Consider the following 13,953-nt stretch of genomic DNA (forward strand, 5'->3'; position numbering starts at 1 on the left):
AAATTTTATTCCAGCCGAGGGAATAAGCCTTTGCCGACGGCGTCGTACCGGCACCTTCACTGAACCGGACAATGACCATGAACTCACCCCTGCACGGCCAGGCCAGGGCCTTGCGCCTGGCGGCCATCGGTGCCGTGATGCTGGCCGCCGGCGCCAGCTTTGCCTATGCCGCCGGCTGGCTCGGCGAGCCCCGGCTGACGCCACAACGAATCATCGACACGTTCGCAGCCCAGGCTGGGCACTACCCAGGCTATCGCAAGAACCACGCCAAAGGCCTGTGCGTCAGCGGCTACTTCCAGGCCAGCGGGCAGGCCGCCAGCCTGTCCACGGCGCGCGTTTTCAGCCAGCAGCGGGTGCCGGTCACCGGCCGTTTCGCGATCGGCGGCGCCAACCCGTTCGCCCCCGATACCGGCATACCGGTACGCAGCCTGGCTATCGAGCTACGCACCGATGACGGCCAGGTCTGGCGCACCGGCATGAACAACCCGCCGGTGCTGGCGGTCAGCACCCCGCAAGGGTTCTATGAGCAAGTGCTGGCGAGCGCGCCGGACCCGGCTACCGGCAAACCCGACCCAGGCAAACTGCAGGCATTCTTCGCCGCCCACCCGGAAAGCGCGGCGTTTCGCCAGTGGATAGCCGCCTACAAGCCCAGCAACAGCTTCGCCAGCACGCAATACCACAGCATCAATGCCTTCCGCCTGATCGATACAGCCGGCGGCGCCCACCCGGTACGCTGGCAACTTGAGCCACACACCGCGTTTGCCGCGTTGCCTACCCAGGTCGATGACAAGCAGTTCCTGCAACACGACCTGCAGCAACGCCTGGCCCAGGGCCCATTGCGCTGGACCCTGCGCCTGGTCCTGGCCGAGCCGGGCGATGCGGTGGATGACCCGGCCCGCCCGTGGCCTGCCGAGCGGCGCAGCGTGGATGCCGGCACCCTGGTGCTGGAACAGGTCGATGCCCCCGAACAAGGCGCCTGCCGTGACCTCAACTTCGACCCGCTGATCCTCCCCCACGGTATGGAAGCGTCGGCTGACCCGATCCTCGCCGCCCGCTCCGCCGCCTATTCGGAATCCTTCAACCGCCGCAGCCGTGAATCGCTCAGCACTGGAGCCCGCCCATGAGACCCGAAGCCTTCCACCCGGTCGCCCGCCTGCTGCACTGGCTGATGGCCATCCTGATTCTGGCCATGTTGTTCATCGGCGTGAGCATGGTCGCGGACCTGTCGCCGCGCCATACCGTGCTGATCGGCCTGCACAAGGCTACTGGCCTGGCCCTGCTGGTGCTGGTAGTGCTACGCATCGGCGTACGCCTGGCTCTGCCCCACCCGCCTTTGCCAGGCGACCTGCCAGCTCCGCAGCGCTGGGCCGCCGGGGCCTCGCACCTGCTGCTGTATGGCTTGATGCTGGCCATGCCACTGCTGGGCTGGGCCATGCTGTCGGCGGGGGGCTACCCGCGGCCGCTGGGCCTGCCGGCGATCGCCCCACACGACCTGCAGCTCTACGCCGTGTTGCGCCAGGCGCATGGCTGGGCCGGCTACCTGCTGTTTGCCACCGTGCTGGTGCACGTGGGGGCTGCATTGATGCATGCGTGGGTGCGTCGTGACGGGGTGTTGCGCAGCATGTGGCCCGGCCCTTTGCGCCGCAACCCGTGACCGCCAGCAGACCGGGCGCTCGACAACCGATGACGATTCCTGATCAACTTGGCCTTCTGTCTGCCGCATCGCCCTGGACTGCCTGATGAATGCTGCAAAGGATCCTGCCACTCTCCTCCCGGCCAGCGCGCTGGACCTGCGCCCGCTGCTGCTGGCCAACATGGCCTGTACCTTGTCGATGATGGCCTTTGTCGCCCTGATCGGCCCGATTGCCCGGCAGCTCGGCATGGCCACCTGGCAAGCCGGTGCCGCGGTTACCGTGGCGGGAGTGGTCTGGGTGCTGCTGGCACGCCCCTGGGGGCGCGCAGCGGATCGCTTCGGCCGTCGGCGCGTCCTGCTGCTGGGCAGCGCCGGCTTCACCCTGGCCTATTGGCTGATGTGCCTGTTCATCGAAGGTGCATTGCGCTGGTTGCCGGGCGCGACGCTGGCGTTCATCGGCCTGACCGTGGCGCGCGGCTGCATCGGTGCCTTCTATGCCGCCATACCGGTGGGCTGCAACGCGCTGATCGCCGACCATGTCGAACCCCAACGCCGGGCACGAGCCATGGCCGCGCTGGGCGCCGCCAACGCCGTTGGTCTGGTGGTTGGGCCAGCATTGGCCGCGCTGTTGGCGCGGCATAGCCTGAGCCTGCCGTTTCACATACTGTCGCTGCTGCCAGCCAGCGCCTTCCTCGTCCTGCTGTTCAGCCTCAAGCCACAGGCGTTGCCGCACCGCCATGTCCCGCGCCCGGTGCAGCTGAACGACCCGCGTCTGCGTCGCCCCCTGCAGGTTGCATTCTGCGCCATGCTCAGCGTCACGGTCTCGCAGATCGTGGTCGGCTTCTTCGCACTCGACCGCCTGCACCTGGGCCCAGCCGAAGCCGCCCAGGCCGCCGGCATCGCCCTGACCACAGTGGGCGTGGCACTGATCCTGGCGCAAGTACTGCTGCGCCAGCTGGAGTGGCCACCACTGAAAATGATTCGGCTGGGCGCCACGGTGTCGGCCCTGGGTTTTGCCTGCGCGGCACTCGCAATCACCGCACCGTGGCTGTGGGCCTGCTATTTCGTCGCGGCGGCGGGCATGGGCTTTGTGTTCCCGGCGTTTTCGGCGTTGGCGGCCAATGCCATGCACGCGTCGGAGCAAGGCGCTACAGCCGGCGCCATCGGCGCGGCGCAGGGCATGGGCGCGGTGATCGGGCCGCTGGCGGGCACCTTGGTATACGCCCTGGACCCAAGCTTGCCGTTCCTGGCCGTTGCGGCCCTGTTGCTGCTCGTCGGGCTGTGGCCGATACCCAGCGCACAACGGCCCTGACAAGCACAGCGCGCAAGCGTGCAGAGTGTGTTCTAATGCGCATCGCTCATTATTTTTGACACCTCTTGAATACAAGGCGGCTATGGACACGGGGACGCGACTCAAACTGGTGCGTGAACGCAACAACCTCTCCCAACGGGAACTGGCCCGCCGCAGCGGGCTGACCAATTCGACCATTTCGCAGATCGAGCAGAATCGCGTCAGCCCTTCGGTCAGTTCCCTGAAGAAACTGCTCGAAGGCATCCCCATGAGCCTGGCCGAGTTCTTCAGCTTCGACGAGCCGGTGCGCGAAGAGCGCTACGTGTTTCGTGCCGGTGAACAGCCAGACCTGGGCCGCAATGGCTTGCGCATGCTGCTGGTGGGCGCCAGTGTCGAAGGCCGACAGATGCGCATGCTGCGTGAACTGTACGCACCGGGTGCCGACTCGGGCGAACCGATCGTGCATGCCGAGGGTGAAGAGTGTGGCCTGGTCACCCGCGGTACCGTCGAGTTGTGGGTCGATGGCCAGGTGAGCGTGCTCAACTCGGGCGACGGCTACTACATCCCCACTACCTTGCCGCACAGCTTCAAGAACATCGGCCCGGACGAGGCCGAGATCATCAGCGCCAACACCCCGGCGAATTTCTGATCCGGCCGAACTGCCGCGAAGGGCCGCACAGCGGCCCCCCGACAGGAGCAGCATGAACACTCGGACTATCTACCAATGTCTGCGTGATGCAGCGCTTGGCATCCATGCCTTGTCCGTTGAAGCCCGCCACGATCACGGCCTGGTCGATATCGATATCCAGGGCTGGCAGCTGACCCTCGTTATGGATGCCGAAGGCCTGGCCCAATGCATTCACTGCAAGGCACCCAACGGTGAACAGGCCGGACTCGAGGATTGGCAGCGCTATGGCACCAACCCGACCGACCTGCTCAGCCTATGGGAGCGCACTCAGCTGGAACGGCTGCTGTCGCCCTGACACAGCGCCTGCTCGACAAAGTCCAGGCGGTCCTGGCCAAAGAACATTTCGTCGCCGACAAAGCAGGTCGGCGCACCAAACACCCCGCGCCCCACAGCTTCGTCGGTCACCTGCCTGAGCGCAGCCTTCACCAGCTCATCCCCCGCCAGCGCGCGGAATGCCTGCGGGTCGAAGCCGCCCTGGCTGAGCGTATCGTCGAGGACCGCGCTATCGCCCAGGTTGCGGCACTGCACAAACAGCCCAGTGAACAGCACCGCCAGTAACGCCTCGAACCGCTCCGGCGAGCGCAGCTGGGTGCCCAACGCCCCACGCATCAGGGTCAAGGTGTTGACCGGGAACCCCGGCGGCAGCTCGAATGCAACCCCATAGCGCGCGGCGAAGCGCGCCAGGTCGATGAACATGTGACGCCCCTTGGCCGGGATCATGACCGGCGAGGCGTTACCGGTGGCCTGGAAAACCCCACCCAGCAGCATTGGTCGGTAGCGCAGCGTGGCACCTTGGCGGGCACACAGCCCTGGCAGTTGGGTCCAGGCCAGATAGCTGGCCGGGCTACCCAGGTCAAAAAAGAAGTCGACAGTCTTGTGCATGGTGACGGTCCTTGCTCGGCGAAGGGGGCTTTACCAACGTTCCAGCCAGGGGCGCAGGTCCAGCTCGAAGGTCCAGGCGTCGCGGGGCTGGGTGTGCAGGAACCAGTAGCTGTCGGCAATGTGGGCCGGGTCGAGAATGCCATCCTGATCCTTGAGGGCGTAGCGCTCGGGGAAACTGTCACGGATGAAGGCAGTGTCGATGGCGCCATCCACCACCACGTGGGCGACATGGATGTTTCGCGGCCCCAGTTCGCGCGCCATGCTCTGCGCCAGGGCGCGCAAGGCGTGCTTGGCCCCGGCGAATGCCGCAAAACCCGCCGCGCCACGGGTGCCCGCGGTGGCGCCGGTGAACAGCAGCGTGCCGCGCTCGCGCTGGACCATGCGCCGGGCCACCGCCTGGGCGGTGAGGAAACCGGCAAAACAGGCCATTTCCCAGATCTTGAAGTATTTGCGCGGGGTTTCTTCAAGCACACTGCAGGGCACATTGGCTCCAATATTGAATACAAATGCTTCGATCGGGCCGATATCACGCTCGATGGTATCAACCAGCGCCGCCACGTCCTCCTCCTTGCGCGCATCGGAGCCAAAGCCGTGGGCCTGGCCGCCGGCAGCGCGGATTTCGTCCACCAGTGGCTGCAACCGGTCAGCCTGACGCCGGGTCACACAGGCGATATAGCCCTCGCGGGCAAAGCGCTTGGCAATCTCGCCGCCAGTCGCATCGCCCGCCCCTACCACCAGCACTACTTTCTGTTGTTCTGGCATGCCTGCACCCATTAGTGAATGATCGTTTAGTAAACGAACGCTATGTTATGATCGCCGCCACCGTCAAGCCCGCCCGCAGAGGCAAGCGAATGCGCTACACGAACGAACACAAGCAGCAAACCCGTGAGCGGCTGCTGGCCAGCAGCGGCGCCCTGGCCAAGCGCGGGGGCTTTGCCAGCACCGGCGTGGCCGGGCTGATGAAGGCGATCGGCCTGACCGGCGGCGCCTTCTACAACCACTTCCCGTCCAAGGACGACCTGTTCACCGAGGTAGTGCGCCAGGAACTGTGCAATAGCCCGCTGGCGCGCCTGGCCAACCAGGAGGCCAGCCGCGAACGCCTGGGCCGTTGCCTGCAGCAGTACCTGAGCCTGGCCCACCTGCACAATGCCGAAGGTGGCTGCCCGCTGCCGCCGTTGGGGGTGGAGATTGCCCGGGCCCAGGCCTCCGTGCGCGCGGTGGCCGAGCATTGGCTGGTGGAACTGCACCGGGCCTGGAGCGCGACCCTGGAGGACGACGAGTTGGCCTGGGTGCTGATCAGCCAGTGCGTCGGCGCCTTGCTGGTCGGGCGCATGCTGGCCACCGAGCGCGTGCAGTCGCAGGTGCTGGATGCTAGCCGCCACTTCGTCCAGAAGGCCCTGCATGAAGCGGATTAGTCTCCTGCTGGGGCTACTGACCCTGCCTGCGTTCGCCGAACAAGCCTGCCCACCAGGGCAGTACCAGGTGTGCCTGATGGGGTGTTTCTGTGCGCCCATTGACCCCGGGCAGGCCGGGCAGATTTTCAGGGACGTTGAAGTGCTGGCTTCTTCCAGCCTGACCTACGCCTTGCAGCAGGCCCGCGACCAGGCCACCGCCGACGGCGTGCAACCGATCCCGCTGCATATCCGCGCGCAACTCGAACCCTGGTATGACTTCGCCGTGCTCGACGCGGCACGTTTCCGGGTGGGTGACGAACAGCAGATGAGCGCGGCCAACGCGCTACTGCAGAACCCTGATGTGAATGCCGTGACGCTGATCGACACGATCATCTTCCGCCGCGCTTCCGACGCCGAGGACAACGTGGCCTTGTGGGCACACGAGCTCAAGCATGTGCAGCAGTATCAGCAACTGGGTGTGGAAGAGTTTGCCCGCCGCTACACGCGCAACTATGACGAGCTGGAAGCGCCGGCCTACAAGATCGAGGCTGAAGTGGGCAAGGCGCTGCGCGCGCGTGGTTCAGGGCAGGCCAGGTAAATGCCGACGGTCGCCGTGCAAGGGCGACCGGGTCGCTGGCGAAACCGCGTGTCAGGACGCCGCCGATACCTCTTCGGGCACCTGCTCACGGCTGGCGTAACGTTGCGCCAGTACCGCACAGACCATCAGCTGGATCTGGTGGAACAGCATCAGCGGCAGGATCATCGCGCCAATGCCACTGCCGACGAACAGCACCTGGGCCATCGGTACCCCGGTGGCCAGGCTTTTCTTCGAGCCGGCGAACAGGATGGTGATGCGGTCCTCCAGGTCAAAGCCCAGCAGCTTGCCGAGCAACCGGGTACCGTACAGCACCACTGCCAGCAAGATCCCGCATACGGCAAACAATCCGGCCAGGTGTTGTGGCGATACCGTGTGCCACAGCCCGGTGACTACCGCCTCGCTGAAAGCGGTGTAGACCACCAGCAGGATCGAGCCCTGGTCTACCACCTTCAACCAACGCGCATTGCGCTTGACCCAGGCGCCGATCCAGCGCCGCGCGATCTGCCCGGCCACGAACGGCACCAGCAATTGCAGGGTGATCTTCAGCACTGCGTCCAGACCCGAGCCGGTATCGCCACTGGTTCCGAGCAACAGCATGACCAGCAAGGGGGTGAGGAAGATGCCCAGCAGGCTGGATGCCGCCGCGCTGCAGATGGCCGCTGGCACGTTACCGCGTGCCAGCGAAGTGAAGGCGATGGCCGACTGCACCGTAGCCGGCAAGGCACACAGGTAGAGCACGCCCAGGTACAGTTCGTTGCCCACCAGCGGTACGAACAGTGGCTTGAACGCCAGCCCCAGCAGCGGGAACAGCACGAAGGTGCAGGCGAATACCAGCCCGTGCAGGCGCCAGTGCCCGGCACCGGCGATGATCGCCTCGCGCGACAGCTTGGCGCCATGCAGGAAGAACAGCAGGCCGATGGCCAGGTTGGTCAGCCAGCCGAAATACACCGCACCGTCGCCCGAGCAGGGCAGCACGGTGGCGATCAGTACCACCGCGAGCAAGGCCAGGGTGAAGTTGTCGAACAACATGCGCAAATATTTCATTACCGTTTCCGTGTTGTCATTGTGCAAGGGCAGACGATAAGGTCTTCGGCTTTTCGCCGCTAACGCCGGAACCCCCACCGGTATCGCTCAACGGACACTCTCCCGCAAAAGGACCCGCCCATGCCTTTCCCCCGCCTGGCCGCACTTGCCGCCGCCCTTTTCCTCAGCCTGGGCCATAGCACCGCCGAGGCCGACGACCAATTGCAGGCCAAGGTCGACCGGATCATTCGCCCGCTGATGCAGGAACAAGGCATCGCCGGCATGGCCGTAGCAATCTATGCCCGCGACCATGCTCACTACTTCAGCTATGGCGTGGCCAGCAAGGCCGACAACGTGCCGGTCAGCCGCGACACGCTGTTCGAGGTCGGTTCGCTGAGCAAGACCTACACCGCCAACCTGGTCGCGCTGGCCAGTGCCGAGGGCGCGCTGGACCTCGCCGCCCCGGCCAAGCGCTATCACCCAGCCCTGGCCGGTGCCCCCATCGGCGAGGCGAGGGTGCTGGACCTGGGCGCCTACAGCGCTGACTGCCTGCCGTTGCAGTTCCCGGATGCGGTGCAGACACCGCAGCAGGTGGTCGATTTCTTCCGCCACTGGCAGCCCCGCGCCGAAGCGGGTGTCCAGCGTTGCTACTCCAACCCCAGCCTGGGGCTGTTCGGCGACCTGGCAGCGCGGGCCCGGCATCAGCCGTTTGCCACGCTGATGAGCGAGGGGTTGCTGGCGAAAATGGGCCTGCAGAACACGTATCTGCAAGTTCCGGCCGACGCCCGGGGGCTATATGCCCAGGGCTACGACGCCAACGACCGTCCAGTGCGGGTCGGCCCTGGTCCTTACGCAGACGAGGCTTACGGCATCAAGACCAGCGCCAGCGACCTGCTGCGCTATGTGCGCCTGCACATGCAGCCGGACGGCCTGCCTGCCGCCCTGGTGCAAGCGACAACCACCACCCGGCAGGGCTATTTCCAGGTTGGCGCCATGACCCAGGGCCTGGGCTGGGAGCGTTACCCGTATCCGGTCACGCTGGATACCCTGGTCGCCGGCAACGGCCCACGGCTCATCCGTGAACCTCAGGCAACCACGCGCTTGCAACCTGCCCTGCCCGCGTTGGCGGCCGCCTGGTACAACAAGACTGGCTCGACCAACGGCTTCGGCGCATACGCCGCTTTCGTGCCTGCCGAACAACTGGCCGTCGTACTGCTGGCCAACCGCAACTACCCGAACGAAGCGCGCGTGCGCGCAGCCTTTGAGATTCTCTCCGGGCTCTAGTAGCGGCTGCGATTGTCAGACAAAACGACATAATGTAGTGAGCAGAAATATTCACTACAAAATGGTTGACGCCGTTTATCGCCCTTGGGCATGATGAAGCCGTCTCCCTGATCGGGAGCGGTGGCAAGGGTGTTCCAGACGGCCTGCGCGGTAACGCAGGCCGTCCGTGGAGAGGGAAACTGTCCAAAAGGCAGCGTGAGAAAGCCCCTGTTGCGATGCTGCTGTAGCAGCCTTGGTAGTGCGCTACACCGCGATAGCGCCAACTGTGAAAAATCACTACGACTGGGTAATGGGGGCTTTATGATGAACCTGAACAACAATCCGACTATCGACCAATTGGCTCAGCTGTTCGCCGTACGCAAGGACAGCCTTGACGACCACCTGCTGTGGGTCAGCCAGACCGGTGAAGTGCGCCTAGACCGCCTGCCACCGAACACCGTCGAAGATGAATTCGAAGAGCACCTGCCCAGCATGCGTGCTCGCTTCAAGGTCTACCGTCGTGGCCAAGGCTACGTCGGCAAGAAGGCCGCCGCCGACACCGAGTTCGTCGGCCGCGTCCTGCAGACCCTGCAAAAGGAATGGCCCACTGCCCGTGAGCAGCAGGCCGTCAAGGTGATCGAATCGATCAATTGAGGGTTCACACCATTACTTGAGCCCGGCCTGCATAGGCCGGGCTTTTTCATGCCTGGCGCCGGTGGTTGCGGGTTTCCGGCAGCGGCAAGGCACCGGTGGCCATGGCGCGGGCGCGGTTAACGCCCCAGACCAATGCACGGGTCATGGTCTCGCCTGGCCGTGCAGGGTAATACTCCTCCAGCAATGCCCGCCCGTCCCGGCCATACAAACCCAGGAACAGCTGGGTCGCCCCCAGGCGCGACAGGCGCACCTGCACGTCCAGCGTGGTGCCGTCACTGAGCGCTTCATCATGGCAGCGGCTATGCAGCTGGGCATCGGCCCACTGCCAATAAGTCTCTTCCCTGACTCGCATGAGCATTCATCCTCCGTTACAGGAATGCGACGTCAGGAAAGCACAGCCTTGGCAATCCGGCGAGCGCTACCCGGCAATGCCATGAGGCGGATCAACGAATTGCAATAAAAACCCCGCCGTTCGGCGGGGTTGTACCAGGGCGGCATCACTTTTTCAGTGGCACCCGCGGCATGAAGCGGCCTTTCTTGCTGCGCTGCAAATGTGTTGGCTGGAGCTGTTCGGAATCATCCAGCGTCATGTGGGCGAAACCCAGGCGGAATGCCGCCTGGCCGCAACGCACCTGGCTGTTGATCGGGAACGCGTCGTTCAGGTCTTCGAAAAAGGATTCGCTCATGCCCTGTCTCCCTCCAGTGGCGGACGCGCCGACAACCAGAAGGGTTGCCCAGGTAAACGCGCCCAGTGAAAAAGAGACTAGCCGGTCATTTGCAGACCGTTCGGACTGCAACCCCGAACCCGACCAGCGGCGGAGCGCTCTACTTCAGGCGCACCGCCGTGCCGGTGGCAAATACCACGACCATGCCGCCCTGTACCGACGGCATGCTGATCTCGAAATCCACTCCCACTACCGCATCGGCTTGCAACTGGCGTGCCCGCGCTTTCAGCTCGTCGGTGGCCTGTTCCCGGGCTTCGCGCAATGCGCTTTCCAGGGTTTGCGAACGGCCGCCGAAAAAATCGCGAAAACGTGCAAAGAAATCGCGCACGAAATTGATGCCCTGCACCGATTCGGAGCTGACTACGCCCAAATATTCGGCAATCGGGCGGCCTTCGAGCTGGCTGGTGGTGGAAATGATCATGGGTGCACTCCATTGGCCTGGCAAAAGAGCCCGATTCTAGCAGCCCCGAGGGCCTTCCTTCATGCACTGACCGCGCGCAAGCGCTGGCCGATGCGCGCGCCAAACACGTTCACCAGCAGCCCTGCCATCACCAGCAAGGCCCCCCAGCCCTGGGTTGCGCTCAGGCGCTCGCCCAGCAACAACGCCGACGAGCTCAGGCCGATGACCGGCACCAACAGGGAAAATGGCGCTACCTTGCCTGCCGGGTGGCGCGACAGCAGCTTGCTCCACAGGCTGTAGCCCAGCATGGTGGCGACAAACGCCAGGTAAGCCAGGGCCAATACCGAACTCCAGCTGATATTCGCCAGGGCATGACCGATGCGCTCCGGCCCCTCCAGCCACCAGGACAAGGCCAGGAACGGCAGCGGCGGGATCAACCCTCCCCAGATCACCAGTGCCACCAGGTCAACCGAGCCAAACCGCCGGGTGATGATGTTGCCCAGCCCCCACATGGCGCCGCCGCACAGGGTCAGCACCAGCGCCAGCACCGGGACATGGCCACCGTCTTCGCTGCCGATCAGCGCCAGGCCGCTGGCTGCCACCAGCAGCCCTAGCACGCTGGCCAGGCGCAGCCGCTCGCCGAGGAACAGCGCGGCAAAACCGAGGGTGAAAAAGGCCTGCGACTGCAGGATCAGCGAGGCCAGCCCTGGCGGCATGCCGCTGTACATGGCCTGGAACAGGAAGGCGAACTGGCCGAGGGAAATGGTCGCACCGTAGGCGAACAGCCAGCGCCACGGCAACTGCGGCCGCTTGATCAGCAGTATCGCCGGGAACGCCACCAACAGGAAGCGCAGTGCCCCCAGCAGCATCGGTGGCAAGCCATCGAGGCCAACTTTGATGACCACGAAGTTGACTCCCCATGCAACGATCACCACCAGGGCGATGAGCAGGTCCTTGAGCGGCATTGCGTTATCCTTTTCCAGGCGTTCTAGACATATTTCGTTACAGCATAAGGCCATTCCTCCACCGGCAACCAGCACAGTTGCTGCCCAACCTTACGCAACAGTGCACTGTTTTACCTTGGCAACTTCACTTGACCCTACTTGTATATACATGCTGATATTGCTGGCGATATCATCGGCCTCGCCTGCCGCCGATGACTGACTCGCCAAGACAAATACAATGAAGCGGAGCAGCGTATGTCCAGCAAACCCGTAATCGAGCGGCGCTCGATCGACTACATACCCGAAACTGAGCGCCATGGCCGCGTGTACAGCCAATTCACCCTGTGGCTGGGCGCCAACTTGCAGATCACTGCCATCGTCACCGGCGCACTGGCCGTGGTGCTCGGTGGTGATGTGTTCTGGTCGCTGATCGGCCTGCTGCTCGGCCAGTTGATCGGCGGCGCGGTCATGGCCCTGCATGCTGCACAGGGCCCGCGCCTGGGGTTGCCGCAGATGATTTCCAGCCGCGTTCAGTTCGGAGTCTACGGCGCGGCCATACCGATGGTACTGGTATGCCTGATGTACCTGGGCTTCACTGCCACCGGCACGGTGCTCTCCGGGCAGGCGATCGGCCAGCTGCTAAGCGTCAGCGACAGCACCGGCATCCTGATCTTCGCCAGCGTCATCGTGCTCGCCACCCTGGCCGGATACCGGGTAATCCACTGGATCGGCAGAGTCGCCAGTGTGCTGGGCATCATTGCCTTCGTCTACCTGTTCAGCCGTATCATGATGTTGGCTGACATCGGCCAGTTGCTCGACAACCGCCACTTCAGCTGGGCATCGTTCCTGCTGGCCGTCTCACTGGCGGCATCCTGGCAGATCGCCTTCGGCCCGTATGTCGCCGACTACTCGCGCTACCTGCCAAGCAGCACCTCACCACTCAAGACCTTCCTCGCCGCAGGCCTGGGCTCGGTGATCGGCGCCCAGGCGTCAATGGTCCTCGGGGTGTTCGCCGTCGCCATTGCCGGCGGCCAGTTCTCCGGTCGCGAAGTGGCCTACATCGTTGGCCTGGGCGGTGCCGGCGGCACCGCAGCGCTGCTGTATTTCTGCATCGCCTTCGGCAAGGTGACCATTTCGACGCTCAATTCCTATGGCAGCTTCATGTGCATCGCCACCATCATCAGCGGTTTCCGTGGCCACCTGGTGGTCAGCCGCGCACAACGCCTGCTGTTCGTACTGGCTATCGTCGGTGCGGCCACCTTGCTCGCCCTGCTTGGCCAGCATTCGTTTCTCGGCGCGTTCAAGTCGTTCATCCTGTTCCTGCTGACGTTCTTCGTGCCCTGGAGTGCGGTCAATCTGGTCGACTACTACTTCATCACCAAGGAGCGTTACGACATCCCTGCCCTCGCCGACCCGCAAGGCCGCTATGGCCGCTGGAACTGGCCCGGGATCGTCGTCTACACCGTGGGTGTGGCGATACAGATGCCGTTCATCGACACCAAGCTGTACACCGGGCCGATGGTCGCGCACCTGGGCGGCGTGGATGTATCGTGGATGATCGGCCTGGTAGTGCCGAGCGTGCTCTATTACCTGGTGGCGCGTCAGCAGGCACACCACGCGCCAGCGTCGATGATCGTGCCTGGGACGCACTGAACCGCGCAGACACGGCCTGCAGCAACCTAGCGGCCTCGTATCGCGAAAAGGCCGCAAAGCGGCCCCAGTTTCAGCGTCAGCGCCGAGTTCTCTGGGGCTGCTTGGCGGCCCTTTCGCGACACAAGGTCGCTGCTACAGCGTCAGCGTCTGGTACTTGACTCAGGCAGCAACGAACAGTTCGTTGGCAATTTGCGCCTGGGCAGCGTCGATCGCCTGGCTGCGCTGCTCAGGGCCGTAGGCCAGGCCATGGGCGCGAACGATTTCCAGGTCGGTGATACCGATGAAGCCGAGGAACACCTTGAGGAAGTCTTCATGCCCGGCAGCGGTCGGCTGGCCAGCGTGCAGGCCACCGGCAGTCGACACCAGCACGACTTTCTTGTTGCCGCACAGGCCTTCCGGGCCGGCCTCGGTGTAACGGAAGGTCTGGCCGGCAACGGCAACGCGGTCGATCCAGGCCTTGAGCTGGGTCGGCACGGTGAAGTTGTACATTGGCGCACCGATTACCACCGCATCCGCGGCAAGGAACTCTGCCAGGGTTTCCGCGCTCAGCCTGGCTTCGAAGGCCTGGGCTGCGTCGCGCATGTCTTCCGGGGTGCCTGCCGCTACCAGGGTGGCAGCGGAGAAGTGAGCGATGGCGTCAGCGGCCAGGTCACGGTACACCACTTGCACGCTCGGGTCGGCCGCTTTCCAGGCGTCGACCACTTCACGGCTGAGTTGGCGAGAGGCGGAATTGTCGCCCAGGATGCTCGAATCGATATGCAACAGTTTCATGGGATTCTCCTGTGAATGACGACCGCAGCGTTGG

General features: G+C 64.4%; 18 protein-coding genes. 10 read left to right on the plus strand and 8 right to left on the minus strand.

Annotation, left to right across the window (positions count from 1 at the left end; all coding sequences use genetic code 11):
* Positions 1-71: 71 nt before the first annotated feature.
* The 5 genes from B4L76_RS12535 to B4L76_RS12555 all read left to right on the plus strand — a co-directional run bounded on the left by B4L76_RS12535 (position 72) and on the right by B4L76_RS12555 (position 3,907).
* Complete coding sequence (locus B4L76_RS12535; protein WP_296232882.1) at positions 72-1,124, plus strand: catalase family peroxidase; 1,053 nt, start codon at positions 72-74, stop codon at positions 1,122-1,124.
* Complete coding sequence (locus B4L76_RS12540) at positions 1,121-1,654, plus strand: cytochrome b (RefSeq protein WP_296232883.1); 534 nt, start codon at positions 1,121-1,123, stop codon at positions 1,652-1,654. Before B4L76_RS12535 ends, B4L76_RS12540 begins: the two co-directional genes overlap by 4 nt.
* A gap of 85 nt (positions 1,655-1,739) precedes the next feature.
* Positions 1,740-2,945, plus strand: a complete 1,206-nt coding sequence (locus B4L76_RS12545; protein WP_296232885.1) for an MFS transporter — start codon at positions 1,740-1,742, stop codon at positions 2,943-2,945.
* Positions 2,946-3,027: 82 nt separating this feature from the next.
* Positions 3,028-3,573, plus strand: a complete 546-nt coding sequence (locus B4L76_RS12550) for a cupin domain-containing protein (protein ID WP_087500627.1) — start codon at positions 3,028-3,030, stop codon at positions 3,571-3,573.
* Between the two features lie 52 nt (positions 3,574-3,625).
* On the plus strand, positions 3,626-3,907 hold the full coding sequence (locus tag B4L76_RS12555) for a DUF7693 family protein (RefSeq protein ID WP_296232888.1): 282 nt from the start codon (positions 3,626-3,628) through the stop codon (positions 3,905-3,907).
* Here the strand turns inward: B4L76_RS12555 and B4L76_RS12560 are convergent.
* Both B4L76_RS12560 and B4L76_RS12565 read right to left on the minus strand, forming a co-directional pair.
* Positions 3,880-4,494, minus strand: coding sequence for a 2-hydroxychromene-2-carboxylate isomerase (locus tag B4L76_RS12560; protein ID WP_296232889.1), 615 nt, complete (start codon positions 4,492-4,494; stop codon positions 3,880-3,882). The genes B4L76_RS12555 and B4L76_RS12560 overlap by 28 nt on opposite strands.
* A 30-nt stretch (positions 4,495-4,524) precedes the next feature.
* Positions 4,525-5,256, minus strand: a complete 732-nt coding sequence (locus B4L76_RS12565) for an SDR family oxidoreductase (RefSeq protein ID WP_296232890.1) — start codon at positions 5,254-5,256, stop codon at positions 4,525-4,527.
* An 89-nt stretch (positions 5,257-5,345) separates the two neighbouring features.
* On the opposite strand from B4L76_RS12565, the gene B4L76_RS12570 reads away from it, so the two are divergent.
* Both B4L76_RS12570 and B4L76_RS12575 read left to right on the plus strand, forming a co-directional pair.
* On the plus strand, positions 5,346-5,909 hold the full coding sequence (locus B4L76_RS12570; RefSeq protein ID WP_296232891.1) for a TetR/AcrR family transcriptional regulator: 564 nt from the start codon (positions 5,346-5,348) through the stop codon (positions 5,907-5,909).
* Positions 5,896-6,486, plus strand: a complete 591-nt coding sequence (locus B4L76_RS12575; protein ID WP_296232892.1) for a DUF4157 domain-containing protein — start codon at positions 5,896-5,898, stop codon at positions 6,484-6,486. Before B4L76_RS12570 ends, B4L76_RS12575 begins: the two co-directional genes overlap by 14 nt.
* Before the next feature lie 51 nt (positions 6,487-6,537).
* Here the strand turns inward: B4L76_RS12575 and B4L76_RS12580 are convergent, their stop codons facing one another.
* Positions 6,538-7,530, minus strand: a complete 993-nt coding sequence (locus B4L76_RS12580; RefSeq protein ID WP_296232894.1) for a bile acid:sodium symporter family protein — start codon at positions 7,528-7,530, stop codon at positions 6,538-6,540.
* Positions 7,531-7,650: 120 nt separating this feature from the next.
* Here B4L76_RS12580 and ampC point away from each other — a divergent pair, with 120 nt between their 5' ends.
* Positions 7,651-8,793, plus strand: a complete 1,143-nt coding sequence (gene ampC / locus B4L76_RS12585) for a class C beta-lactamase (RefSeq protein WP_296232896.1) — start codon at positions 7,651-7,653, stop codon at positions 8,791-8,793.
* Positions 8,794-9,093: 300 nt separating this feature from the next.
* Positions 9,094-9,426: a hypothetical protein gene (locus B4L76_RS12590; RefSeq protein WP_296232897.1), complete on the plus strand. Its 333-nt coding sequence runs from the start codon at positions 9,094-9,096 to the stop codon at positions 9,424-9,426.
* A 46-nt stretch (positions 9,427-9,472) separates the two neighbouring features.
* On the opposite strand, the gene B4L76_RS12595 is transcribed toward B4L76_RS12590, so the two are convergent.
* The 4 genes from B4L76_RS12595 to B4L76_RS12610 form a co-directional block, all read right to left on the minus strand.
* Entirely contained in the window at positions 9,473-9,784 is a 312-nt protein-coding gene (locus B4L76_RS12595) for a hypothetical protein (protein ID WP_296232898.1), read from the minus strand.
* Between the two features lie 139 nt (positions 9,785-9,923).
* The gene (locus tag B4L76_RS12600; RefSeq protein WP_296232899.1) at positions 9,924-10,112 is read right to left on the minus strand and encodes a hypothetical protein; all 189 of its coding nucleotides are present in this window, start codon (positions 10,110-10,112) and stop codon (positions 9,924-9,926) included.
* A gap of 139 nt (positions 10,113-10,251) precedes the next feature.
* Positions 10,252-10,572: a YbjQ family protein gene (locus B4L76_RS12605; RefSeq protein ID WP_296232900.1), complete on the minus strand. Its 321-nt coding sequence runs from the start codon at positions 10,570-10,572 to the stop codon at positions 10,252-10,254.
* 59 nt (positions 10,573-10,631) lie between these two features.
* The gene (locus B4L76_RS12610) at positions 10,632-11,516 is read right to left on the minus strand and encodes an EamA family transporter (protein WP_296232901.1); all 885 of its coding nucleotides are present in this window, start codon (positions 11,514-11,516) and stop codon (positions 10,632-10,634) included.
* 234 nt (positions 11,517-11,750) lie between these two features.
* On the opposite strand from B4L76_RS12610, the gene B4L76_RS12615 reads away from it, so the two are divergent.
* Positions 11,751-13,148, plus strand: a complete 1,398-nt coding sequence (locus B4L76_RS12615) for a purine-cytosine permease family protein (RefSeq protein WP_296232902.1) — start codon at positions 11,751-11,753, stop codon at positions 13,146-13,148.
* A gap of 159 nt (positions 13,149-13,307) precedes the next feature.
* Here the strand turns inward: B4L76_RS12615 and B4L76_RS12620 are convergent, their stop codons facing one another.
* Positions 13,308-13,919: an FMN-dependent NADH-azoreductase gene (locus tag B4L76_RS12620; protein WP_296232903.1), complete on the minus strand. Its 612-nt coding sequence runs from the start codon at positions 13,917-13,919 to the stop codon at positions 13,308-13,310.
* Positions 13,920-13,953: the final 34 nt, after the last annotated feature.

Source organism: Pseudomonas sp. UBA4617, assembly GCF_002386445.1.
In the GTDB taxonomy this organism is placed as follows: Bacteria; Pseudomonadota; Gammaproteobacteria; order Pseudomonadales; family Pseudomonadaceae; genus Aquipseudomonas.